Source organism: Halanaerobium congolense (assembly GCF_004366375.1).
Lineage (GTDB): Bacteria > Bacillota > Halanaerobiia > Halanaerobiales > Halanaerobiaceae > Halanaerobium > Halanaerobium congolense.
On the sequence record NZ_SOEF01000002.1, the window covers coordinates 47,809 to 70,768 of the forward strand.

At 34.4% G+C, this 22,960-nt stretch carries 23 protein-coding genes; 20 read left to right on the forward strand and 3 right to left on the reverse strand.

The features are described 5' to 3' along the window. The first annotated feature begins 24 nt into the window (after positions 1 to 24). From C7954_RS01070 to C7954_RS01120, 11 genes are all read left to right on the forward strand, one after another. Positions 25 to 1,248: a fucose isomerase gene (locus tag C7954_RS01070; RefSeq protein WP_134058479.1), complete on the forward strand. Its 1,224-nt coding sequence runs from the start codon at positions 25 to 27 to the stop codon at positions 1,246 to 1,248. 27 nt (positions 1,249 to 1,275) lie between these two features. Next, positions 1,276 to 2,025 carry an ABC transporter ATP-binding protein gene (locus tag C7954_RS01075; protein ID WP_134058482.1) on the forward strand — a complete coding sequence of 250 codons (750 nt, stop codon included), beginning with the start codon at positions 1,276 to 1,278 and terminating at the stop codon, positions 2,023 to 2,025. Then, entirely contained in the window at positions 2,025 to 2,963 is a 939-nt protein-coding gene (locus C7954_RS01080) for a SufB/SufD family protein (protein ID WP_089722833.1), read from the forward strand. The genes C7954_RS01075 and C7954_RS01080 overlap by 1 nt, the downstream gene beginning before the upstream one ends. Positions 2,964 to 3,115: 152 nt before the next feature. After that, the gene (locus tag C7954_RS01085) at positions 3,116 to 4,066 is read left to right on the forward strand and encodes an ABC transporter substrate-binding protein (RefSeq protein WP_073156471.1); all 951 of its coding nucleotides are present in this window, start codon (positions 3,116 to 3,118) and stop codon (positions 4,064 to 4,066) included. After that, positions 4,047 to 4,799, forward strand: coding sequence for an ABC transporter permease (locus C7954_RS01090; protein ID WP_073156468.1), 753 nt, complete (start codon positions 4,047 to 4,049; stop codon positions 4,797 to 4,799). Before C7954_RS01085 ends, C7954_RS01090 begins: the two co-directional genes overlap by 20 nt. Beyond that, the gene (locus C7954_RS01095) at positions 4,792 to 5,562 is read left to right on the forward strand and encodes an ABC transporter ATP-binding protein (protein WP_089716204.1); all 771 of its coding nucleotides are present in this window, start codon (positions 4,792 to 4,794) and stop codon (positions 5,560 to 5,562) included. Before C7954_RS01090 ends, C7954_RS01095 begins: the two co-directional genes overlap by 8 nt. A gap of 64 nt (positions 5,563 to 5,626) precedes the next feature. Then, entirely contained in the window at positions 5,627 to 6,376 is a 750-nt protein-coding gene (locus C7954_RS01100) for a patatin-like phospholipase family protein (protein WP_089716203.1), read from the forward strand. 249 nt (positions 6,377 to 6,625) lie between these two features. Further along, a complete protein-coding gene (locus C7954_RS01105; RefSeq protein ID WP_089716202.1) occupies positions 6,626 to 6,997 on the forward strand; it encodes an encapsulin-associated ferritin-like protein in 372 nt (123 codons plus the stop codon). Next, positions 6,998 to 7,798 (forward strand): family 1 encapsulin nanocompartment shell protein, encoded by an 801-nt coding sequence (locus C7954_RS01110; protein ID WP_089716201.1) that lies wholly within the window; start codon positions 6,998 to 7,000, stop codon positions 7,796 to 7,798. A gap of 478 nt (positions 7,799 to 8,276) precedes the next feature. Further along, entirely contained in the window at positions 8,277 to 9,548 is a 1,272-nt protein-coding gene (locus C7954_RS01115; RefSeq protein WP_089722834.1) for a putative DNA modification/repair radical SAM protein, read from the forward strand. Positions 9,549 to 9,571: 23 nt separating this feature from the next. Beyond that, positions 9,572 to 9,892 (forward strand): hypothetical protein, encoded by a 321-nt coding sequence (locus tag C7954_RS01120; protein WP_134058485.1) that lies wholly within the window; start codon positions 9,572 to 9,574, stop codon positions 9,890 to 9,892. Positions 9,893 to 9,916: 24 nt separating this feature from the next. Here the strand turns inward: C7954_RS01120 and C7954_RS01125 are convergent, their stop codons facing one another. Both C7954_RS01125 and C7954_RS01130 read right to left on the reverse strand, forming a co-directional pair. Next, on the reverse strand, positions 9,917 to 10,690 hold the full coding sequence (locus C7954_RS01125) for a DUF1670 domain-containing protein (protein WP_134058488.1): 774 nt from the start codon (positions 10,688 to 10,690) through the stop codon (positions 9,917 to 9,919). Beyond that, positions 10,687 to 11,508, reverse strand: a complete 822-nt coding sequence (locus tag C7954_RS01130) for a DUF1670 domain-containing protein (protein WP_134058491.1) — start codon at positions 11,506 to 11,508, stop codon at positions 10,687 to 10,689. The genes C7954_RS01125 and C7954_RS01130 overlap by 4 nt, the downstream gene beginning before the upstream one ends. A gap of 70 nt (positions 11,509 to 11,578) precedes the next feature. Between C7954_RS01130 and C7954_RS01135 the strand changes: the two genes are divergently transcribed. From C7954_RS01135 to hcp, 6 genes are all read left to right on the forward strand, one after another. Continuing rightward, positions 11,579 to 12,103 (forward strand): TIGR03915 family putative DNA repair protein, encoded by a 525-nt coding sequence (locus C7954_RS01135; protein WP_134058494.1) that lies wholly within the window; start codon positions 11,579 to 11,581, stop codon positions 12,101 to 12,103. A gap of 77 nt (positions 12,104 to 12,180) precedes the next feature. After that, on the forward strand, positions 12,181 to 13,332 hold the full coding sequence (gene wecB, locus C7954_RS01140; protein WP_110300838.1) for a non-hydrolyzing UDP-N-acetylglucosamine 2-epimerase: 1,152 nt from the start codon (positions 12,181 to 12,183) through the stop codon (positions 13,330 to 13,332). A 227-nt stretch (positions 13,333 to 13,559) separates the two neighbouring features. Then, a complete protein-coding gene (locus C7954_RS01145; RefSeq protein ID WP_073156447.1) occupies positions 13,560 to 15,236 on the forward strand; it encodes a 2-oxoacid:acceptor oxidoreductase subunit alpha in 1,677 nt (558 codons plus the stop codon). Further along, a complete protein-coding gene (locus C7954_RS01150) occupies positions 15,236 to 16,087 on the forward strand; it encodes a thiamine pyrophosphate-dependent enzyme (protein ID WP_134058497.1) in 852 nt (283 codons plus the stop codon). Before C7954_RS01145 ends, C7954_RS01150 begins: the two co-directional genes overlap by 1 nt. A 66-nt stretch (positions 16,088 to 16,153) precedes the next feature. Then, positions 16,154 to 16,645: a ferritin family protein gene (locus tag C7954_RS01155; RefSeq protein WP_134058500.1), complete on the forward strand. Its 492-nt coding sequence runs from the start codon at positions 16,154 to 16,156 to the stop codon at positions 16,643 to 16,645. Positions 16,646 to 17,031: 386 nt separating this feature from the next. Next, positions 17,032 to 18,696 carry a hydroxylamine reductase gene (hcp, locus tag C7954_RS01160; RefSeq protein ID WP_420841461.1) on the forward strand — a complete coding sequence of 555 codons (1,665 nt, stop codon included), beginning with the start codon at positions 17,032 to 17,034 and terminating at the stop codon, positions 18,694 to 18,696. 218 nt (positions 18,697 to 18,914) lie between these two features. Here the strand turns inward: hcp and C7954_RS01165 are convergent, their stop codons facing one another. Beyond that, positions 18,915 to 19,583 carry a Crp/Fnr family transcriptional regulator gene (locus tag C7954_RS01165; RefSeq protein WP_110300841.1) on the reverse strand — a complete coding sequence of 223 codons (669 nt, stop codon included), beginning with the start codon at positions 19,581 to 19,583 and terminating at the stop codon, positions 18,915 to 18,917. Positions 19,584 to 20,008: 425 nt separating this feature from the next. Here C7954_RS01165 and C7954_RS01170 point away from each other — a divergent pair, with 425 nt between their 5' ends. The 3 genes from C7954_RS01170 to C7954_RS01180 are packed head-to-tail and all read left to right on the forward strand — an operon-like array spanning position 20,009 to position 22,946. Further along, positions 20,009 to 21,217, forward strand: coding sequence for an ABC transporter substrate-binding protein (locus tag C7954_RS01170; RefSeq protein WP_110300842.1), 1,209 nt, complete (start codon positions 20,009 to 20,011; stop codon positions 21,215 to 21,217). Continuing rightward, positions 21,214 to 21,909 carry a GTP-binding protein gene (locus C7954_RS01175; RefSeq protein WP_089722840.1) on the forward strand — a complete coding sequence of 232 codons (696 nt, stop codon included), beginning with the start codon at positions 21,214 to 21,216 and terminating at the stop codon, positions 21,907 to 21,909. Before C7954_RS01170 ends, C7954_RS01175 begins: the two co-directional genes overlap by 4 nt. Next, positions 21,909 to 22,946: an ATP-binding cassette domain-containing protein gene (locus C7954_RS01180; RefSeq protein WP_134058506.1), complete on the forward strand. Its 1,038-nt coding sequence runs from the start codon at positions 21,909 to 21,911 to the stop codon at positions 22,944 to 22,946. Before C7954_RS01175 ends, C7954_RS01180 begins: the two co-directional genes overlap by 1 nt. The last annotated feature ends 14 nt before the right edge of the window (positions 22,947 to 22,960 follow it).

Sequence of the window (22,960 nt, forward strand, 5' to 3'; positions counted from 1 at the left end):
TTGTGATAATCTGGAGGTTAGATAATGAAAATAGCATTAGTTTCATTTGTATCTGAAGTACATGATGAAAAAAAGGTAGATCAAAGTTTGGATTCTCAAATTACAATTTTAGAGGATAATTTTGAAATTGAAGAAGTTCCGGCAGATGAAATTCCTTTTACCAATTTTAATGAATATGATTTGACAATTAATTTTATTAAAACAGGTGGTTCGGAAGCTGCTTTTGCTGAAAATGTGGAGTATCTGCCGCAGCCAGCATATCTTCTGGCAGCAGAGCTTAATAATTCTTTACCAGCAGCTTTAGAAATCTTAAGTTTTTTAAATGCTGAAGGTCTTGCTGGAAAAATACTGCATGGAGATATGAAAGAAGTTACAGCAGAAATAGAAGAGCTGGCAGTCTATAAAAAAGTAAGAAATAAGATAGCTGCTGCTAAGTTTGGAATTATTGGTCAGCCATCTGATTGGTTAATTGGAAGTAAGGTGGATTATGAACATGCAGCTCATCACTGGGGCAGTGAATTTGTAGATATCGAGCTTGATCAGATTTATCAGGCATTAAAGCAGGTTGATTCTGCAAAAGCTAAAAGAATTGCAGCTGATTTTTTAGAAAATGCCGCTGATATTGTTGAAAGCAGTAAGGCTGATCTGGTTGAGGCAGCAAAAATTTATCTGGCACTAAGAGATGTTATTGCCAAAAATGATTTAGATGTAATTACCATTCGCTGTTTTGATATTGTTAAGAAATTAAATACTACAGGCTGTCTGGCACTTTCACTTTTAAATAATGAAGGCCTGATTGCAGGTTGTGAGGGTGATGTTCCAGCTGCTTTTACAATGTTTTTAGCTTATCAACTTACAGGTGTTATGCCTTTTATGGCAAATCCAGCTGCCATAGATAAAAAGAATGATGAAATTTTATTTGCCCACTGTACTGTAGCAACCGAAATCAGTGATGATTATATTATTCGTTCACATTTTGAAACAGGTATTGGAGTTGGAATTCAGGGAATATTGGAAGCAGGACCGGTAACTGTCTTTAAAATTGGTGGTGCTGGTTTAGAGCAGTATTTTGTGGCTGAGGGGGAGATTATAGAGAATTTAAATTCTCCTAATGCCTGCAGAACGCAGCTTAAAATTTCCTTACCCCAGAGTTCAGATTATTTTTTAAATGATAGTATTGGAAATCACCATATAATTATTCCCGGCTATCATGCAGATATAATAAATGAATTTCTTGGTATGGAATAGATTAAATAAATTTACAGGAGGAATATAATGTCAAAATTATTAGAAGTAAAAAATCTGCATCTTAAAATTGAAGATACAGAAATCTTAAAGGGAATTGAATTTTCCTTAGAAAAAGGTGAAGTTTTTGCACTTATTGGGCCAAACGGCTGTGGGAAATCAACTTTAGCCTATACTTTGATGGGAATTAACAAATATCATCCTCAAAAAGGTGAAATGTATTTTAAAGGTGAAAAAATTAATGATTTAAAAATTACCGAAAGGGCCAAAAAAGGTATCACTTTAGCCTGGCAGGAGCCGGCTCGTTATCAGGGGGTAACTGTTCGAGAATTTTTGGCCTTAGGTCTTAAGAGCAAAGGCGAAGAAGTTACAGAAGAAAAGTTGAGAGATGCTTTAAATAAAGTAGCTATTAATCCCTACCAATATCTTAATCGTTTTGTTGATAAAAGTTTAAGTGGTGGTGAAAGAAAAAGGATTGAATTAGCATCTTTAATTTTGATGCATCCAGAATTAATAATCTTAGATGAACCTGATTCTGGTGTAGATGTTGTTGCCTTAAATAATATTGCTGAGATGATAAATTATTTTAAAGAATCAGGCAGTGGTATTTTATTGATTACTCACTCAGAGGAAATGCTTAAATATGCTGATCAGGCCGCCTTAGTTTGTGAAGGAGAAATTATACGCCAGGGTAACCCAGCAGATATTAGTGAATACTTTAAATCTTTCTGCTATCCATGTGCTAAGGAAGAAGAATGTGAGACGGAGGTGGCCAGTTAATGAATGATTATGAAATGATGATTAATGCCTATAAAGATGCTGGTGGAGATGATATTTTTGCCGATAGTGAAGTAGCTCATCTAGTTTTAGAAAGAGATAAAATTTTAGGAATGCATGCTGTTGAAGGCTTAGAAGTTGAAGCTGATAAAATCAGTGAAGATACTGTTAAAGTTAAAGTGCTTGTTAAAGCGGGTTATCAAATCAAAAACCCTGTTCATATGTGTTTTGGAGTTTTACCAAAAGAAGGCCGCCAAAAAATAGATATGAATGTTGAAGTACAAAAAAATGCTAAGGTTGAAGTAGTAGCGGACTGTGTTTTTCCTAATGCAGTTAAGGTAGAGCATATTATGGATGCTGTAATAAATATTGATGACGGGGGCAATTACATATATAAAGAACATCATTTTCATGGGGATAATGGTGGAGTAGAAGTAATTGCTAAGTCAGATATTAATGTAGAAGCAAACGGTAAATTGGTGACTAAATTTGACCTTTTAGAGGGTCGGGTTGGTAAAATTGATTTTGATTATAAAGCAAATATTGCTGAACATGGAACAGTAGAAATGCTGGCCCGGATTAGTGGTCAAAAAAATGATTTAATTAAAATCAGGGAAGCTGCACATTTAAATGGTGAATCTGCTCGAGGAATATTAGATTCCAAAATTGCTTTGAAAGATCAAGCAGAGGCAGAAATTTATAATGAATTAACTGCAGATGCTGCTGAAGCGATGGGTCATGTTGATTGTACTGAAATTATTAAAGATCAGGCGATAGCACGAGCTATTCCGATTGTAGATGTTCGTCATCCAGAAGCTAAGGTAACTCACGAGGCTGCAATTGGTAGTGTTGACAGCACCCAACTGCAGACATTAATGTCCCGTGGACTTGATGAAGAAGAGGCTTCAGATGTAATTATCCAGGGTCTGCTTAATGATTAACCTATAAAATTACAGCTTACAGCTACCGTTTACTGGACCAATATTTACCAAATGATAAATGTTAAAAATCCATATAATATATTTTATGGATATAATTGGGTCGGTAAACGGTTGCTGTATTGCTGTACACCCGTACAAAAAGGAGGGATTTTATGTTTAAGAAAAATAACTTATTTACAGTAATTTTCCTATTTATTTTTCTTTTAGCTGCAGCAGTTCCTGTTTCTGCACTTGAAGTTAATGTTCAGGCACCAACTGTACCGGGAGCCTTACCATTTTTGTGGATGCAGGAAAAAATTGAACTGCCAGCAGCATTAGAGATTAAGCTTAATTTATCATCAGATCATCAGCGCGGAATGTCATTGCTTGCTCAAAATGATATTGATCTTTTAATTACTGGTTCTAATGTTGGAGCTAATGCTTATAACCGCGGTATAAATCTTAAAATGATGAATGTTAATACTTGGGGAATTGATTATTTGCTGACAAATGGTTTTAAAACAGAATCTTGGGCTGACCTTAGAGGAAAAAATTTAGCTTTACCTCTGCAGGGAGGACCACTAGACTTTTTGGCAAGGTACTTAGCTCAGAAAAATGGTCTTGATCCAGAAAAAGACTTAAATTTAATCTATAGAGCCCTGCCGGGTGGGGCCCAATTATTTATGGCAGGAGAATTAGAAGCCATTATTTTGCCAGAGCCATTAGTGACAATTAGTCTTGCAAATCGAGAAGAAGCTGTATTATCGATGGACTTACAGGAGGAATGGGCTAAGCTAAATGGGGATAATAGAATTCCTTTTGTAGCTCTTTTTGTTAACGGAGAATTTAGCAGCAAATATCCTCAGTTTACAGATATAATAAATGCCTATTATGCTAAAGGTGTTGAATGGATAAATAATAATCCTGAAGCAGCAGCTGAACTTGCTGCAGAACATTTTGAAATACCAGCACCTATTTTTAAAAAATCTCTAAATAGAGTTAATTTAAATATTTATTCTGAGATGGAGAGCAGAAAATTAACAGAATTATATTTTGGTGAAATGTTAAAAATATATCCAGAACTTTTAGGTGGATCTTTACCCGATGAAGAATTCTATTATTAAACCGTTTTGGATTTTGTTATTTTTTATTTTTCTAATCTGGGAAAGGAGTGCGGCTGGTCTAAACAGCCTTATTCTGCCCTCGATTGGAGAAAGTTATCAGGCTTTAAAAGAAATTGCTCTATCCGGAATATTACTTGAAAGTTTTATAATCACTTTAAGAAGAACTCTAATTGCTTATGGGCTGGCTGTTATTTTAGGTATTATTACAGCACTTTTGCTCTATCGTTTTAAGTTTTTGCAGAGAACATTTAGACCTTTAATTACTGTGATTCAGGCAACTCCACCAGTAGTCTGGGTTTCTCTGGCAGTGGTTTGGTTTGGAGTTGCAGATGATTTGACACCGATATTCTTGATATTTATAGTCTCATTACCAGTGATTTTTGTTAATATTTTTCAGGGCTTAGAAGATATGAATGTAGAATTAGTTGAGATGGCCCAGGCCTATTCCACACCAAGATATAGAATTTTAAAAGAAATTTATCTTCCATCATTATTACCAGCCTTAGTTTCTGCTTTAAGTATAGCTTTTGCCTTTGCCTGGAAATCATCAGTTTTTGCAGAATTTATAGCTTCTTCGAGCGGTATTGGTTATCAGTTGAGCCGAGCTAATTCAATGATGGCAACCGATAGGCTTTTTGCCTGGACCATAGTTTTAATACTATTTATGCTGTTTGTTGAATATTATTTATTAGAGAAATTAAAAAAACATGTCAGCAGGTGGAAAAATGACTAAAGAGCAAATAATGTTGAAGCTTAAGAATATAAATAAGTCATTTCAAGATTTAACAGTACTTAAAAATTTAGATTTAGAAATTAATCAGGGGGAAATATGCTGTTTGCTTGGACCTTCAGGTAGTGGTAAAACAACACTATTTAGAATTGCAGCCGGGCTGGAAAAAGCTGATTCCGGTGAAATAACTAAAAATAGTGATCCTCGTTTTGCTTATGTATTTCAATCTCCAAGACTTCTGCCCTGGAAAAATGCTGAAGAAAATTTGATTTTTGTCCAGAAAAATTACGGTTTAGAATCTGAAAAATCTTTAAGAGATTTACTTTTTCGATTGGCAAAGCTAGAAAATTTTAAAACAGCATATCCAGATGAACTATCAGGAGGTATGCAGCAGAGATTGGAGTTAATAAGAGCTTTTGCAGTTAAACCTGATTTAGTATTTTTGGATGAGCCTTTTAAATCACTGGATATGAAGACCAGGATGAATTTAAGAAAATTAATTACTGTCATTCAGGCGGAAACTGGTATCACATTGTTTTTAATAACTCATGATCCTGAGGAGGCACTTTTGCTGGCTGATAGAATCTACATTATGGCAGCTGAAAAGCAGGGAATAATTAAAGAAATTAAGATTGAAAAGGCAAGAGAAAAAAGAAAAATTTCTGATCCAGAACTTTATCAGCATTTGGAGAATATAATGGATATTTTTAGTGATTTAGTTTCAGATTTAGAAGATGCAGGAGACGAAATAAAGAGACTATTTTAAATTTTAGATTAAATTTTTATTTGTTAATTGTAATTTGAGCTGAAAATAGAGAAAGGATGATTGTATGACTCCAAAAATAGGTATTGCACTTTCCGGGGGAGGAGTTAAAGGTTTTGCTCATTTAGGAGTACTGAAGGCCTTGGAAGAGAAGGGAATAGAAGCAGATGTATTGGCTGGTGTCAGTGCTGGGGCAATTGTTGGCTCCTTCATTGCAGCTGGAAAGAAACCATCAGAGGTAATGAAATTAATTAATGAAAGTGATTTTTTCGATTTTGCAAAACTTAGTTTGCCTAATCGAGGTATTTTTACATTGGATAATATGACTGAAAACTTAAAAAAATCACTCGGAATTAAAAGTTTTGAGGAATTAAAAATCCCTTTTTATGTTGGGGCAGCTAATATAGAGAGAGCAAGGATGGAATATTTTGATAAAGGAGATTTGATTAAAATTATTCAAGCTTCAGCATCTATTCCAGTTTTATTTTCACCAGTTGAAATTAATGGGGAATTATATGTAGATGGGGGTCTTTTTGAAAACTTACCTGTAAACCCACTTTTAGATAAATGTGATATTTTAATTGCTGTTAATGTAATGCCGGTAAACTTAAATGGAAAGTTAGATAGTATAACAGATATTGCGGTCAGAACTTTTCAGCTAAAAACAATTGTGAATGCTGAGGAATTAAAGGCAAAGGCTGATATCTTTATTGAGCCAACTGGAATTGAAAAATATAATATTTTGAACACCAAATATAGCCAGGAACTTTATGATCTCGGTTATAATTATTGTAAAAATTTAGAGATAGAAATCTAAAAAAAGTTAACTGGAGTTGATTTTGAAATAGCTTCAGAATTAAATCATTGCCTAATTTTATCTTTAAAATTCATAGAGGCAGCCGTTTAACAATAATTTAAAATCCCTATTTTGACAGGCATTATAGGCTTTTTTATTTAAGAGTAAAAATTTGACTTAATAAAAAAACAATTATATAATTAAATCAGAGTGAATAAAGATTTTCTATTAAAATATAAGCAATTCAAAATTTAAAGGGAGGTCAGATTTATGAGCGAATATCATGAACCAGAAGAAAAATTAACGGAAGAAGCGATTGATTATCATCGTATTATCAAGAGTGTGATTGAAGAATTAGAGGCAGTTGATTGGTACAATCAAAGAGCAGCTGCTACAAATGACCCTGATATTAAGGCAATTGTAGAACATAACCGTGACGAAGAAATTGAGCACGCCTGTATGGGGCTGGAATGGCTGCGCCGTAATAATCCTGTCTGGGATGAAATGTTAAGAACTTTCCTTTTTACAACAGCAAAAATTACTGAAGTTGAAGAAGAGGGTGAAGGTGGAGAAGGCGCGGAAGAAGACGCCTCAGCTTCCACAGGATCTCTTGGTTTGGGTAGTATGAGAGGAGGAGAATAAATGGATATTTTAAAACGATCATTAGCACCATTTGCAGCAGAGGCTTGGGATTTCTTAGATGACGAGGCAACTGATGTATTAAGTCAAAAATTAAAAGCACGTAAAGAGGTGGATTTTCTAGGCCCTAAAGGTTTAGAATTATCCTCAATTAATACCGGTCGTTTCAGTCCTGTAGGAATTGAAGATGTTGAAGGGGTAACTTATTCTACAAGAGAAGTACTTCCCCTGGTAGAGCTTAAAGTTCCTTTTACAATGAAATTAAGTGAAATTGAAGCTTTAGCTCGGGGAGCAGAAGATGTTGATACTGATGAATTAATTGAAGCTGCTTCTAAAATAGCAAAAGCGGAAAATAAAGCTGTATTTTATGGTCTTGATGAAGTAAATATTGAAGGTGTCGTTGAAGCTTCGGAATACGAAGAAGTTAGTGTCTCTGGTGGAGAAAAAGAATTAATTGCTGGGCTTTTAAAAGCACTTAATTTATTCGAAGAAAACAGTGTAGGTGGCCCTAAGCGCTTACTTTTAGGACCTGAGCTTTATTCTCTACTCTATGAATTAGATGATAAAGGTTATCCACTTAAACGTAAAGTTGAAGAAATGGTGGATAGTGGTACCGTATTAGTTCCTGATCTCGGAAACAGAGGACTTTTAATTTCTGAGCGTGGTGGAGACTTTGAATTAACTATTGGTCAGGATATTTCTCTTGGTTTTGAAGATAGGAATGGTGATGAGGTAGAATTATTTTTCCTCGAAACATTTACATTTAGAGTAAATGGACCAGAAGCTGCTGTTGTCCTGAAATAAGAATAAAATGAATTAAATTATAAAACCGTCTGCTGGATTGATTTTAGTGGGCGGTATTTTTTGCATTTTTAACAAACATCTGTTTGAAATAGCTGGTTTATTGTAGTATAATATAATTAAAGATATCAATAGTAATACAATCTTCATTTAACATATATTTTGTTATTTTTAGGAGCTTCTCAAACTCCTTTCAGTCAAACATCGAGAAGCTAATTCCCTAAAAATAACAAAATATACTATTCCGATTGAATCATTACTATTGATACCTTTAATTATTGGGTTAAGATATTAAAAACAGCAAAAAACTAATTCCCCACTATTGATTAATTAGAACTATTCCGATTGAATCGTTTCTATCGAAGCGATTAATTATTGGGTTAAGAGATCTAAAACAGAAATAAAGATGCTGATAATTTATGTATTTTCTTTTGACAGGATTTTAAATTGAGAAATGAATCAGGATTAGAAGGGAAAAAAGATGGAACTTCAGAAAAAACTTGAAATTTTAAGTGATGCAGCTAAATATGATGTTTCCTGTTCTTCGAGCGGCAGCGGCAGTCGTGGTAACAGCAGCAGTTTAGGGAACACTAAAAATAGTGGAATTTGTCACAGCTGGACGGATGATGGCCGCTGTGTTTCCCTGCTTAAAATTCTTTTTACAAATTACTGTATTTATGACTGTCAATATTGTGTCAATAGGGTCAGCAGTGATCGCCCCCGAGCTGCTTTTACGCCGGAAGAAGTTGCTCAGCTGACTGTTGACTTTTATAAAAGAAATTACATAGAAGGATTATTTTTAAGCTCTGCAGTTAATAGAGATCCTGACTGGACAATGGAGCAGCTGCTGAGAACTGCCCAACTGCTGAGAAATAAGCATAATTATCAGGGATATATTCATTTAAAAGCAATTCCAGGAGCAGATTTCAAATTAATTTATCAGGCGGGCTTATTAGTAGATAGAATGAGCATCAATATTGAACTTCCCAGTGAAAGCAGCTTAGAGAAATTAGCTCCCCAGAAGAAAAAAGCAGGTATTTTAGCTCCTATGAAAGGAATAGGAAAAGGGATAGAAAATAATCTAATTGAGAGAAAAAAATATAAGCAGAAAGAAAAATTTGTACCTGCTGGTCAGTCAACTCAATTGATTGTTGGGGCCAGTCCCGAGTCAGATCGTCAGATACTATCACTTTCAGAAGGATTATATGATCATTTTAATTTAAAAAGAGTATATTATTCTGCTTATTTACCGGTGGGTAATTCTTCTCTTCTGCCTGCACTACCCGGCCCACCATTAAAGCGCGAACATCGTCTTTATCAAGCCGACTGGTTACTTCGCTATTACGGATTTAAAGCGGGAGAATTGTTGACTCCCAGCAGAGAAAACTTTGATTTAAAAATTGATCCTAAAGCAGATTGGGCACTTAATAATTTAGATCAATTTCCGGTAGAAATTAATACTGCAGATTATGAGATGCTGCTGCGGGTACCTGGAATTGGCCCAGTATCTGCAGCTAAAATAATTAAAGCAAGAAAAGAAACAAGACTAAGCCATTACAATCTAAAGAAAATGAAGATTAGTTTAAAAAGGGCTAATTTTTTTATTACCTGTAATGGTAAATATGCAGCTGCAGTCCCTTTTGAGAGTGAAATAATTTACAGCAGATTGGCAGAAAAAGAAAGCCAGCAGCTTTCCTTATTTACAGAAAATGCGGGCACTGAGCAGGAATGGGAATTAGATAAAGTAAATTAGAAAAGACAAAGAGGTAAATAATTATGAAATCAAAGTTAAATCAAGGAGCAAAAAAAGTATATGTCTATGATGGAAGTTATCAGGGCCTTTTAACTGCCTTATACTGGAGTTTTAAATTAAAGGAGATTCCAATTAAAATAATTCCGGAGTCAAAATTTAAAGATGATCTGTTTTATCAAAAAAGAAAAATAAAAACCGATAATGAGAAGGCAGAATTTTTAAGTGAACAGATTAAAAAGTATATTTCAAAAAAAGCTCTGCATAATGTTTTTCGGGCCTATCTTTCTGAAACTAAAAAAATAGAACTTACATTTAGGACATTTGTCCGGTCCTATTCTTCCTGATTCTTAGTATTTCAAATTGATCTATTATTTATCGTTATCAGAATCAAAATATTCAGGATGATATTTTTCTATCAGCTTCCTGTATTGTTTGATAACAGAAGCTCCTCTTCCTGTCATATGTTTGATCTGGATTGTGCTCACACCGCGTCTGATAAGGAATTTAACGCGTTCATAGTCCTTGATATATCTATCTACAGCATTTAATGAATGATCTGTTTTTCTGGCTATATCAGGTGGCTGCACCTTTTGCTCATAAAGCTCTATTATTGCTTTTTTGTGAGTGGTTCCACGACCCATATCCAGTATATAACCTTTAAGAGGTAACACATCATCATGAGTTTCATGATATTCACCAATACGCTTTGAAATAGTTGCTGCAGAACGGTTCATTATTGCTGCCAGTTCCTCAACAGTTAGCATAGCACCCTGTTTTTTGGCTGCTTTGGTCAGCCTGGCAATACGTATCATATCATGTTCTGTTTTGGATACATTCTGCCTTTTTAATTCTATATCTTCCTCTATAACATAGGGAAGTTCAATAACTTCCTGCTTATATTCTTCACGTTTTTGACCCAGTTTTGGCTTGTTATTCTGGTCGGAAGTAGCAACCCAGCTTAAACCACCAAACTGATTGGTCTTTTTACGGGGGTGATATTTATACTCTAATTCAACTATATCGTCAGCTATTAGCTCCAATATTTTATGGCTGCCAAGTAGTTTGTATTCACTCTCTAAAAGTTCAATGATAGCCTGTCTGAAGGTCTTTTTATCCAGGTTAGCAAAAGGGTCCTGTCTCATTTTATGACCCCCTTTTTTGCCTCAGTTTTTACTGAAGCTTTTTCTTCGGCTATGTTAACTATGTCAGCAAGTCGCTCTTTATACTCAGAGCTATTATATTTAAAATACAGTTCGGTATATTCTTTAACCAGTCTTTCTGAAATACCGACTATATGAGCTGTTTCTTTAATTGAAAGCTTATTTTTTATTGCTAGCAATACACGTCCAAAATCATTGATATATCGCTTAATTGCTCCAGGAGAATGCCTGGTTTTCCTCTGTATTTCAGAGTAGGTATTATATTCAAGGTACAGTTTGATTATCTTAGTTTTATGAGATACTCCGGGTCCTATATCCTGATATGTACCTCGGGTTGGGACATTAAGATCCTGATCTTTAAGTTTTTTGATATCACGTCTGATAGTTCTTGTAGAAACCTGCAGAATATCAGCCAGATCTTCCTGGGTTAGAAGACCACCCTGATCGAGTGATTCTTCTGTCATTCTCAGTATTTTAACTCTTCTGAGAGCAGATTTATTCTCTATTCTAAAGAGTGTTTTATCCTCTTTGGTTATTGATTTAGTCAGGGTTACCTGAACCTTTGGTAAATCTTCTAGAACTGGACCGTGTTTTGCTTTCTTAGAGATTACAGTCTTAACTATTTTATCTTTTCTTTCTTGATAGGATGGATCATAATGTTTAAGTTGGTAGACTTCATTGGCAGCTTCTACAATTGCTTTTGCTTCACGTGGTGAATATTCAAATAGTTCTTTAAGAATGTATTCAAATTGACTATCTAAAGTTTTAACTTTTACACGATCAAGTTCAGTTTTAGACATTTGTTGTTCCCCCTTAACTATATCTTATATCAAACTCTTTTGTTAGTCGAACTTGATTAGGGGCGGACAAATGTCCTTATTTTATATTTTTAGATATTTATTTACTGGTTTTAAAGTTGGTAAAAGTATAGACGAATTTTTAACCAAAGATTATGTTTTGAAAGTTCAGGAAATGTGTCAAAAAGTTGCTCGAGAAAGTCATCGACTTAAAGGGTTGATCCGCCTTCAGGAAACAGCTGAGGGTAAATACTATGCTGCTGTAGAACCTGATTATAGGGTATTAATATTGCTTGCTTCTCATTTTAAAAATAGATTTTCAACTATGGATTGGATAATTCATGATCTTAAAAGGGAAGAAGCAATTATTTTCTCAGCTGCAGATCAGGAGTGGCTTTTAATTAATTTAGAAAAAGATTTTATGCCAAAGTTTTCTAAAAAAGAACAGGAAATTCAGAATCTCTGGTGCTCATTTTTCACAGCAGTAAGCATTCAAAACAGAAAAAATCCTAAAATTCAGCAGCAATTTATGCCAAAAAAATATTGGAAGCATTTGATAGAAACACCAGGAAGCAGCAGGCAATTTAAATCAAATTAGCATTTACATTAATAAGATAAAATTATATTATAATAATTGAGAAAATAGAAATTAATAAATTAACTAGGATGATTGTGATGCAGAAAAAAATAATGGCTGTTTTTGGGACCAGACCAGAAGCAATAAAAATGGCTCCACTTTTAAAAGTATTTAGGCAAAATGATAATTATAAATTAATAATTACTGTAACAGCTCAGCATCGAGAAATGCTTGATCAGGTTATGGAACTATTTCAACTTGAAGCCGATTATGATTTAGATATTATGCAGGCAAGGCAGACTTTAAGTGGACTTTCAGCTAGAATAATTAAAAAATTGGATGGAATAATAGCTGCAGAAAAACCAGATCTTTTGCTGGTTCATGGTGATACCGCATCTACTTTTATTGGTGCTCTGACTGCATTTTATAATCAAATTGATATTGCTCATGTGGAAGCAGGTTTAAGAACACACGATAAATATTCTCCCTTTCCGGAGGAGATGAACAGACAGCTGACAGGAGTACTGGCTGATCTTAATTTTGCCCCAACTAAAAAGGCAAAAGAAAATCTAATCCTAGAAAATATTCCAGAAAATAAAATATTTGTAACAGGAAATACTGTTATTGATGCCCTACTTTCTGTTGTAGATGCTGATTATCAATTTAAAAATAAGCTGCTTCAGAATTTAGATTTTCAAAATAAAAAAGTAATTTTATTGACAGCTCACCGCAGAGAAAATTTGGGAGAACCTATGGAAAATATATTTAAGGCAGTCGATCGCTTAACTGCTGAGTTAAGTGATTTAGAGGTGGTTTTTCCGGTTCATTTAAATCCGGTTATTAGAGAACTGAGCCAAAAAATGTTGGCAGATAATAAGCAGGTCCACCTAATTGATCCCTTAGATTATTTGCCATTTGCCAATTTAATGGCTGGAGTTGATTTAGTTTTAACAGATTCTGGTGGAATTCAGGAAGAAGCACCTTCACTTGGGAAACCGGTTCTAGTTTTAAGAGACACCACTGAACGACCAGAGGCAGTTGAGGCGGGAACAGTGATTAAAGTCGGGACTGAATCTGATAGGATTTATCAGCAGGCATTTAAACTATTAACTGATAAAAAAGAGTACAGCAAATATGCGGCAGCTGTAAATCCATATGGTGATGGAAAGGCTGTCCAAAGAATTATAGAAGCAGTCGATTTTTACTTTGGATTTACAAAAAACCAGCCTGAAGATTTTAAAATTCGATAAATTTAACTGCTCTCAGTTTAACAATAGTTGCTGAGAGTTTTCTTTATTTAAAACAATAATTATTCTTAGTATTAGATAAATCAAAATATTTTAATAATCACGCCAAAATATTTCCAATCTGAAGCAGGATTTACCAGCTGTATATTGAATAATATAAAGTAGAGTAAAATAATTACTTAAAGTTAAGAGACAAAGGGATTTTCATTTTTGAAAAGGAGGTAATAAGATTGGATTTTAATATTGTAATTGCTGGAGAAGCAGGTCAGGGTTTAAAAACAGTAGAAGCAATGCTGACCAAAACATTTTCTCGTCACGGCTATTACTTATTCAGCACTAAAGATTATATGTCAAGAGTTAGAGGTGGACATAACTTTATGCAGATTCGAATAAGTGATCAAAAGCTTGAAGGACCAGATGAGGGGATAGATTTATTACTAGCATTAAATGAAGAAAGTGTAGAAATACACCGCTCAGAAATGAATGAAGATGGTACAATGATATCTGAGATAGAATCAGATGAAAATGATATAGTATATATTGATGCTAAGGGATTAGCTAAGGATGTCAATCCTCGAGCAGTTAACACTGTCTTTGTTGGAGCTGCCTTTAAAATTATGGGCTTACCAACTGAAGAAGCTGAAGAGGCAGTTAAAGAACATTTTGCAGATAAAGAATCAATAATAGAAGATAATTTAACCTTATTAAAAGCAGGATATGAAGCTGTTGAACAGCTTTATAATCTTAAAGGTCTTGGAAAAAAAGATGATAGAATGGTGATTGATGGTAATAGTGCTGTTGGTTTAGGCGCATTATTAGCAGGTTTAAGTTATTATGCCGCTTATCCAATGTCACCTTCTACAGGTATTTTACATTATGTGGCTTCCAAACAAGAAGAGTTAGGTATTGTAGTTGAACAGGCAGAAGACGAAATAGCTGCTATTAACATGGTACTTGGAGGTACTTACAGTGGTCTGCGTTCAATGACAGGTACCTCGGGTGGTGGTCTAGCATTAATGGCAGAAGGAATCGGTCTGGCGGGAGTTACGGAAACTCCAATCGTTATTGCAGATGTACAGCGTCCTGGTCCGGCTACAGGTTTACCCACCAGAACAGGACAGGGAGATTTATTATTTGCAGTTAATATTGCTCAAGATGAATTTCCATTAATGGTTTTGGCTCCCAAAGATCAGGAAGATGCGGTTTATCAAACATTTAGAGCATTTAATTTGGCTGATAAATATCAGCTGCCGGTTATTATTTTATCTGATCAATTTATTGGTGATGGTTCTAAGACTATAAAAGAAATAGATACAAGTGACATGAAAATTGAAAGACATTTAGTTGATCCGGCTGAAGTAGAAGGGGAATATAAGCGCTACAAATACACTGAAGATGGGATTTCTCCCCGTGCTTATCCAGGTCAGCTGGAGGATAATGTTGTCTTGTCAGATAGTGATGAACATGATGAATTTGCCCATATTGTTGAAGATGCAGAAACTAGAAATAAAATGGTTGCTAAAAGAAGCAAGAAAATGGCAAAATTAAAGAAAGAAGATTTACTTGAGCCAGATTACTATGGCCCAGAAGATCCAGACTATATTTTAGTTGGCTGGGGTTCAACTGCAGGTCCATTAACAGAAGCTAGAAAAATGCTAGCTGATGAATATAAAGTTGGTCATTTAGCTTTTAATGATGTCTGGCCTCTGCCGACCAAAGAAATTGAAGCAAAGGCAGCATCTGGAGCAAAATTAGTTTATGTAGAAAATAATGCTGGAGCACAATTTGATAGATTAGTTAGAAGTGAAACTGGAATTAAAGCAGATTATAATATCTTAAAAGATGATGGCCGTCCTTTCTCTGGCCGGGAAATTTATAGAAGATTTAAAGAAGAGGTGAGCAAATAATGGTAGATAAAAATATTTATCAGGCTGATCGTGAAACTGCCTGGTGTCCGGGATGTGGCAACTTTCCCTTAAGAACTGCTCTTTCTGAAGCTTTATCTGAAATGGATTTAAAACCAGAAGAAGTAACTATGTTTACTGGAATTGGACAGGCAGCAAAAATGCCTCATTATATTAAAGTTAATGGATTTAATGGTTTACATGGACGTTCAATCCCACCTGCAGTAGCTATGAGAGTTGCTAACCCTAAAATGACAGTAATTGTAGAGTCAGGTGATGGCTGTACTTATGGTGAAGGTGGTAATCATATACTGCACAATATAAGACGTAATCTAGATATTATTCACCTTGTTCATGACAACCAAATATATGGTTTAACTAAGGGCCAGGCTTCTCCAACAAGTATGGCAGAATTAATAACTCCTGTTCAAACTCATGGAGTTAATGCTGAACCATTTAATCCAGTTCGTTTTGCCGTTGGTATGAAGGCCAGCTTTGTTGCCAGAAGTACTGTTGGTGATCGTGAACATCTAAAAGAAATGGTTAAAGAGGCTAAAAAGCACAAAGGTTATGCTTTGATTGATATTTTTCAGCCCTGTGTTTCCTTCAATAAAATTAATACTTATCAGTGGTACAATAAGAGAGTATATAAATTAGAAGATCATGATCCGACTGATCATGCTGCTGCAATGAAAGTTGCAGATAAATTTGGAGATGAAATTCCTATTGGAGTCATTTATAGAGAAGAAAAACCAACCTTTAGGGAACGAATTCCTTATTTAAAGGACAAGGCACTGGTTGATCGTGATGTAAAAGTAGAAGATATGGAATATTTAATTAAAGAATTTAAATAAAAAGTAACTTCTAGTTAATATTTTAATCTAAGATTTTATTGAATAAATTTAAGGAGGCTTATAATAATGAATATTTATGATTTTGCAATTGACTTTGAAATTGAAAACCGTGAGTTTTACGAGGAATGTGCTGCAAATACTTCGCAAGAAGATCTAAAAAAAGTATTTTTAGAATTAGCTGGGGAAGAAAAAAAGCATGAAAATATCGTGCGTCAGCTAAAAGAAAACAAAGAGGTAGATGAAGTAGAAGCTGGAATTCTGCCTAAGGCTAAAGAAGCTTTTGCCAAAATTTCTGAAAACATGCCAACTGGTGACAGTGTGATGGCAGAAGAACAGGTGGATGTTTATAAAAAAGCTATCAATTTGGAAACAAAAAGTTATGAATTCTACAAAGAAAGAGCTGCAGAAGCAGATTCTGAATTAGTTAAAAATACTTTTAACCGTCTGGCTGAAGAAGAAAAGAAACATGAAAGAATTATTGACAGTATTATAGAAATGGTTGACCGTCCAAATACTTGGCTTGAAAATGCTGAGTGGAACCACCTAGAAGATTATTAAATTTATTAAATAACTAACAATAATTTATTATTAAGCAAAAAAACCAACAACATCTGCCGCCGGAATTTACTATAAATATGAGTTTATTTTACTGAACCTTATATTTGTTAAGTGAATGTGTTAAGTTGAAGGACTCTAATGATCTTTAAAAGATATAGAGTTTGTAAGCGTAAAACCAATTAATCTCCGGCTGCAGATGTTTTTTAAATAGTTGATTTTTAAATATTTGTGAGTAATATCATTTTTAATGTGATATAAATCATAGAAGAAAAAGTTAGAAAGTATATAATAGTACTTGAGTTAAGGATTTATAATTTAAGCTGCAGTTATATATTAAAAGAGCTGCGATAAATTACTTATTTCAAGAGGAGGAATAAAATATGTCCATGTTTTGTTATCAGTGTCAGGAAACAGCAAAAAATGAAGGTTGTACTGTAAAAGGTGTCTGTGGAAAAGATGCAGATGTTGCAAATCTACAGGATTTATTAGTATTTGTGCTTAAAGGAATTTCTGTTTATTCTGAAAAAGCTAAGGAAGAGGGTCTTGATCTTTCAGATAAGACAGCACCATTTATTATGGAAGGTCTTTTTGCTACAATTACTAATGCTAACTTTGATGCTGAAAGATTTGAAGATTTAATTGAAGAAGCTTTTGCTTTAAGAGATGAAGTTGAAGCTGAATTCAAAAAAGTTTATAAAGAAAATCACGGTGAAGAGTTCAGTGGAGAGCTACCTGAACATGCTACCTGGTATAGTGATGATGTAAGTGATTATTATGACAAAGGTACAAATGTAGGTGTTTTAGAAACTGAAGATGTTGATGTTAGATCTCTACGTGAGCTGGCTACATATGGTCTTAAAGGTATTGCAGCTTATGGTGACCACGCTAGAGTATTAGGTAAGCACAAAGATGAAATTGATAGATTTACTCAAAAATGTTTGGCTGCTACTACAGATGACAGCTTAAGTGTTGATGATCTGGTAGGTTTAGTTATGGAAACTGGTGAAATGGCTGTAGAAACAATGGCTCTTTTAGATGAAGCCAATACTTCTACTTATGGTCATCCAGAGCCAACTGATGTAAATATTGGTGTAAAAAATAACCCTGGTATTTTAATCAGTGGTCATGATCTAAAAGATATGGAAGAGCTGCTTGAGCAGACAAAAGGTACTGGAGTAGATGTTTATACTCACAGTGAAATGTTACCTGCTAACTCTTATCCAGCATTTAAAAAGTATGATCACTTTGTTGGTAACTATGGCAATTCATGGTGGCATCAGGATAAGGAATTTGAATCATTTAATGGTCCGATTCTAATGACAACAAACTGTATCACACCTGTTAAAGATTCTTATAAAGATCGCATCTTTACAACAGGTATGGCAGGATATCCAGAGGTTACACATATTCCTGATCGCAAAGAAGGAGAAGGCAAAGACTTCTCCGAAATTATTGAATTAGCTAAAACCTGTGATTCTCCAGTTCAGTTAGAAGACGGTACAATCCCTGGTGGTTATGCTCGTAATACAGTGATGAGTGTTGCTGATAAGGTTATTGAAGCTGTAGAAAATGGAGATATCGGCCGCTTTGTAGTAATGGCTGGTTGTGATGGACGCTTTAAAAATAGAGAGTACTTTACAGATGTGGCTAAAGAATTACCAGAAGATGCAGTAATTTTAACAGCTGGTTGTGCTAAGTATCGCTATAACAAGCTTGATCTGGGAGATATTGGTGGAATTCCAAGAGTATTAGATGCAGGTCAGTGTAATGACTCTTACTCCTTAGCTTATATTGCATTACAGCTTAAAGAAGCTATGGGTGTAGATGATATTAATGATCTACCAATCTCTTATGATATTGCCTGGTATGAGCAGAAAGCTGTAGCAGTATTACTTGCACTTCTATCTCTAGGAATTAAAGGAATCCGTCTTGGACCTACACTGCCAGCATTTGTTTCTGAAAATGTGCTTAATGTATTAGTTGATAAGTTTGATATTAAGCCAACTGGTGAGGTTAAAGAAGACGTTACAGCTATTATGGCTGGAGAGTAAAATTTCTAGGTAGTGCTACTAGATATTTCGAAAATAAATAAATGCTTTAAGCAGTTTAAATAACTTAAAGTTGTAATATATATTTTAATGAAGATCTGTTTGCAGATGTGGACAGGTCTTTTTTTCTGTCTATAAAAATTTAGGCGGTCATTTAACAAGAGGAATGTTAAGCTGGCAGATAGCTGCTAAAAACACAGAATCAACAGCATCAACAGCTTTTAAGTATAAGCTTTTATTTTGTCTTTTTTATAAATTATAATTTTTTTACGATAAGTTTTAATTAAATCTTCAGCCTCAAACTGTCCTAAGACTCTGGAGACAGTTTCACGGCTGCTGCCGATCATACTTGCCAGTTCCTGTTGGGTAAGAGAAATATCTAGGATAACTTTGTCTTTTCTCTTTTTTCCATATTTTTCTGCTAAGAAAATTAATAAACCTGCAACTCTGGCAGAACTGTCCTTTAAGGCTAGATCTCGAACATTCTGCTGAGCTCGACGGAGCCTATTACTCATTTCACGCAGCAGTTTAAGCCCGATTGAAGGGTGTTTTAAGATTAAATTTTCTAATTCTGATTGATCAAAAACAATAACATTGGTATCTGTCATTGTAATCGCTGATGCTGGATAATTTCCTTTATCAAAGGCAACAATTTCTGCAATAATATCATGATTACTGAAAATATTTAAAATTTGTTCGTCACCATTTTTAATCATTTTAGTTAGTTTAACCTGACCATCTTTGATAATATAAAACTTTTCTCCAGCCTCACCTTCAAAAAATATGTATTCACCTTTTTTGAATTTTTTATTTGTGGTAATATCATCAATTAATTTTAATTCAGCTTCTGTTAACAAACTGAAAAAAGGAATTTCTTTAACTACACTCATCAATATCCACCTCATATTTATTTTCTACTTCTATAATAAGCAATATACTTCTATAATAAGCAATAAAAGATGAAAAATCAAGTTAATTACTCAACTTTTAATATGAACCAACTTTTAATTTAAATAAAAGCTTAACTCTGTGATAGAGTGAAAGTCTGCTTGCAAACCTCGTGGGCTTGCCCCGAGGAAAGTCAAATAATAGACAGAATATACCTACAGCTGGTGGTATATTTTAAATATTCTCGCTTAATATTAAAAAAATAATAAATAAAAATATATTTGAGTGAGTTATGTCACAGAAAAAACTTGAGCAAAATGCTAAACTTTAAACAGTGAAGAAAAAATACCTGCCGGCAGCGAAAATCAATTCTAAGTTGCTGGGAGGATTATAAATATAAACAAATTAAATTAAAGGAGTGTTTTTGATGAAAGGTAAAATTGATATTAATAAAAACTTATTTGAGATAACTGAGGAGTATCCAGCAGTTATTTCTGTACTTGTTAATAAAGGATTTAGTCAGTTGGATAATGAAGCTAAGCGGAAAAGTTTTGGTAAACAGGTGACATTAAAACAGGCTGCTGGACTCAAAAATTTAGATTTAGAAAAATTAATTGAATTAATGGAAACAGAAATAGAAAAAAATTCTTCTAAAAATAGTGGTGAAAAAAAGATTAAAATTTCAGGTTCATTACCCTGTCCTGTAAAAATACCGATGACAGAGGAATTAGAAAAGAAAACTGCTGAACTTGATTATGAGGTGGAACTTGATCTTAAGTCAGCGTCTCAGGGACTGGAATGGCTGCAGGATGGATTTGATCAAATTGAGTCTGAAGATGGGTTGTCAGATATATTTATTTCAGCAGGTTTTGACCTTTTCTTTGATAAGAACTTAATGGATAGATTCCGCCGTCAGGATGTCTTTAAAGATGCAGCAGGAATTAAAGAATTAAACAAAGATTTTACAGAAGCTGGTGTTGATCTTTTAGATCCGGAAGGGGATTATTCAGTTCTCAGCATAGTTCCAGCAGTATTTTTAGTTAACAAAGAAGAGTTAGATGGTCGAAAAGTACCCAGAAGCTGGGAAGAAATTTTAAGTAAAGAATTTGCGAATAGTGTAAGTTTACCAGTTAGTGACTTTGATCTTTTTAATGCAATTTTATTAAATATATATAAAACTTATGGTAGAGAAGGAGTTAAGAAGCTTGGCCGTTCTATGAAGAAAGCACTCCACCCATCCCAAATGGTTAAAGAGGGAGGACGGAAAGCTGACGATCAGCCAGCAATAACAATTATGCCTTATTTCTTTACTAGAATGGCAAAGCGTTTTCCGCATATGGAATTTGTTTGGCCTGAAGATGGAGCGATTGTTTCTCCAATTTTTATGTTAACTAAAAAATCTAAAAATGAAAAGATGCAGCCTTTAATTGATTTAATGGCATCTGTAAAGATGGGTAAAATTTTAGCTGAACAGGGATTATTTCCAAGTGTGCTGCCTGAAGTTGATAATGGGCTGCCAGAAAATGCGAAATTCATGTGGCCGGGTTGGGATTTCTTAAGAGGAGAAAATCCTGGTGAACTTTTAAGAGACTTAGAAACTGAATTTAACAAGTCAGTGGAGGTGGCTGCAGTATGAATTTAGTAACTTTTTCAGGACCTCCTTCTTCAGGTAAAACTGCTGTAATTTTGAAAACAATTGAAGCAATTCAGCAGCAGGAGCTTAAAGTTGGAGTAGTAAAATTTGACTGTTTATATACAGATGATGATGAACTTTATCGAAAAGCTGGAGTTCCTGTTAAAAAAGGATTATCAGGTTCTCTCTGTCCCGATCATTATTTTGTCAGCAATATCGAAGAGGTTGTACAGTGGGGTAGAGAAAGAGACCTAGACCTTTTAATCACTGAAAGCGCAGGTTTGTGTAACCGCTGTTCCCCTTATATTAAAGATATTAAAGCAATTTGTGTAATTGATAATCTTAGTGGAATTAATACTCCCAAAAAAATTGGGCCAATGCTGAAAACTGCTGATATTGTAGTAATTACCAAAGGCGATATTGTTTCTCAGGCTGAAAGAGAAGTTTTTGCCTCCAGAGTTAGCACTGTTAACCCTGATGCAATGGTAATGAATGTTAATGGATTAACAGGTCAGGGTGCATTTGAGTTTTCAACTCTGCTTTATGATGAAGAAGACCATATTGATACAGTTACCGGTAAAAAACTTAGATTTTCCATGCCTTCTGCTATGTGCTCCTACTGTCTTGGTGAAACAAGAATTGGAGCAGAACATCAATTAGGTAATGTTAGAAAAATAGAACTGGGTGATGAGTAATGATTAAAAAGGAAGAATTAAAAAATTCAACAGTAAATGAAATAATAGAGGAGTATCCATATACAGAAAGTTTTTTTGATGGACAAAAATTAGCTGTTGATGATGGAGATAAAAGTTTAAGAGAAATTTTTGCAGACTTAACAGTAGAAGAAATGGAAGATGTAGTTTTTGATGTAGATCAATTTGCAGATAGTCTGGCTTCTCACATTAGAAATATGCAGGAATTTCTTGGTGAAAATGATTCAGTGGTTGGAACTCTTTCTATTCTTGCAGGTAAAGATAAGGATGGAGAGCTAGAAAATTATGATAAACTGGATATTAAAAGTGGAGAAATCATATCTATAGTTGGTCCAACCGGTTCTGGTAAAAGTAGACTGCTGGCAGATATTGAATGGACTGCTCAAGGAGATACTCCAACTGAAAGAAAGATCTTGATTAATGATGCAGTGCCAGATAAAAAATGGCGCTTTACAGGAGGTAAAAAACTAGTAGCTCAGCTTTCTCAGAATATGAACTTTGTTATGGATCTTTCAGTGATTGAGTTTTTAAATTTACATGCTGAAAGTCGTTTGATAGATAACCAGGAAGAAGTTGTAGAGAGAATATTTACAGAAGCAAATCAGCTGGCAGGTGAGCAGTTCAGCCGTGATGCTCAGATTACCAGTTTAAGTGGTGGGCAGTCTCGAGCTTTAATGATTGCAGACACAGCTATTTTGAGTTCTTCTCCAATTATCTTAATTGATGAAATAGAAAATGCCGGAATCAACCGTGAAAAGGCTTTAGAGCTTTTGGTCGGAGAGGAGAAAGTAGTTTTAATGGCTACTCACGATCCAATTTTAGCTTTAATGGGAGATAAGAGAATTATCATTAATAATGGTGGAATAAAAGATATAATTAAAACCACCGCAGAAGAAAAAGAATTAATGAAGGAACTCAAGGTTTTGGATAAAGTAATGACTGATCTACGAGAAGATCTGCGTTACGGAAAAAACTTATCAAGAATTAGCGATGAATTAGCTGCTGTTAAGACTGCTTAAAAACCAGCTTAAAT

Coding starts and splice junctions, on each gene's coding strand:
- C7954_RS01070 (WP_134058479.1), top strand. CDS start 25: ATGAAAATAGCATTAGTTTCATTTGTATCTGAAGTACATGATGAAAAA.
- C7954_RS01075 (WP_134058482.1), top strand. CDS start 1,276: ATGTCAAAATTATTAGAAGTAAAAAATCTGCATCTTAAAATTGAAGAT.
- C7954_RS01080 (WP_089722833.1), top strand. CDS start 2,025: ATGAATGATTATGAAATGATGATTAATGCCTATAAAGATGCTGGTGGA.
- C7954_RS01085 (WP_073156471.1), top strand. CDS start 3,116: ATGTTTAAGAAAAATAACTTATTTACAGTAATTTTCCTATTTATTTTT.
- C7954_RS01090 (WP_073156468.1), top strand. CDS start 4,047: ATGAAGAATTCTATTATTAAACCGTTTTGGATTTTGTTATTTTTTATT.
- C7954_RS01095 (WP_089716204.1), top strand. CDS start 4,792: ATGACTAAAGAGCAAATAATGTTGAAGCTTAAGAATATAAATAAGTCA.
- C7954_RS01100 (WP_089716203.1), top strand. CDS start 5,627: ATGACTCCAAAAATAGGTATTGCACTTTCCGGGGGAGGAGTTAAAGGT.
- C7954_RS01105 (WP_089716202.1), top strand. CDS start 6,626: ATGAGCGAATATCATGAACCAGAAGAAAAATTAACGGAAGAAGCGATT.
- C7954_RS01110 (WP_089716201.1), top strand. CDS start 6,998: ATGGATATTTTAAAACGATCATTAGCACCATTTGCAGCAGAGGCTTGG.
- C7954_RS01115 (WP_089722834.1), top strand. CDS start 8,277: ATGGAACTTCAGAAAAAACTTGAAATTTTAAGTGATGCAGCTAAATAT.
- C7954_RS01120 (WP_134058485.1), top strand. CDS start 9,572: ATGAAATCAAAGTTAAATCAAGGAGCAAAAAAAGTATATGTCTATGAT.
- C7954_RS01125 (WP_134058488.1), bottom strand. CDS start 10,690: ATGAGACAGGACCCTTTTGCTAACCTGGATAAAAAGACCTTCAGACAG.
- C7954_RS01130 (WP_134058491.1), bottom strand. CDS start 11,508: ATGTCTAAAACTGAACTTGATCGTGTAAAAGTTAAAACTTTAGATAGT.
- C7954_RS01135 (WP_134058494.1), top strand. CDS start 11,579: ATGTCCTTATTTTATATTTTTAGATATTTATTTACTGGTTTTAAAGTT.
- wecB (WP_110300838.1), top strand. CDS start 12,181: ATGCAGAAAAAAATAATGGCTGTTTTTGGGACCAGACCAGAAGCAATA.
- C7954_RS01150 (WP_134058497.1), top strand. CDS start 15,236: ATGGTAGATAAAAATATTTATCAGGCTGATCGTGAAACTGCCTGGTGT.
- C7954_RS01155 (WP_134058500.1), top strand. CDS start 16,154: ATGAATATTTATGATTTTGCAATTGACTTTGAAATTGAAAACCGTGAG.
- hcp (WP_420841461.1), top strand. CDS start 17,032: ATGTTTTGTTATCAGTGTCAGGAAACAGCAAAAAATGAAGGTTGTACT.
- C7954_RS01165 (WP_110300841.1), bottom strand. CDS start 19,583: ATGAGTGTAGTTAAAGAAATTCCTTTTTTCAGTTTGTTAACAGAAGCT.
- C7954_RS01170 (WP_110300842.1), top strand. CDS start 20,009: ATGAAAGGTAAAATTGATATTAATAAAAACTTATTTGAGATAACTGAG.
- C7954_RS01175 (WP_089722840.1), top strand. CDS start 21,214: ATGAATTTAGTAACTTTTTCAGGACCTCCTTCTTCAGGTAAAACTGCT.
- C7954_RS01180 (WP_134058506.1), top strand. CDS start 21,909: ATGATTAAAAAGGAAGAATTAAAAAATTCAACAGTAAATGAAATAATA.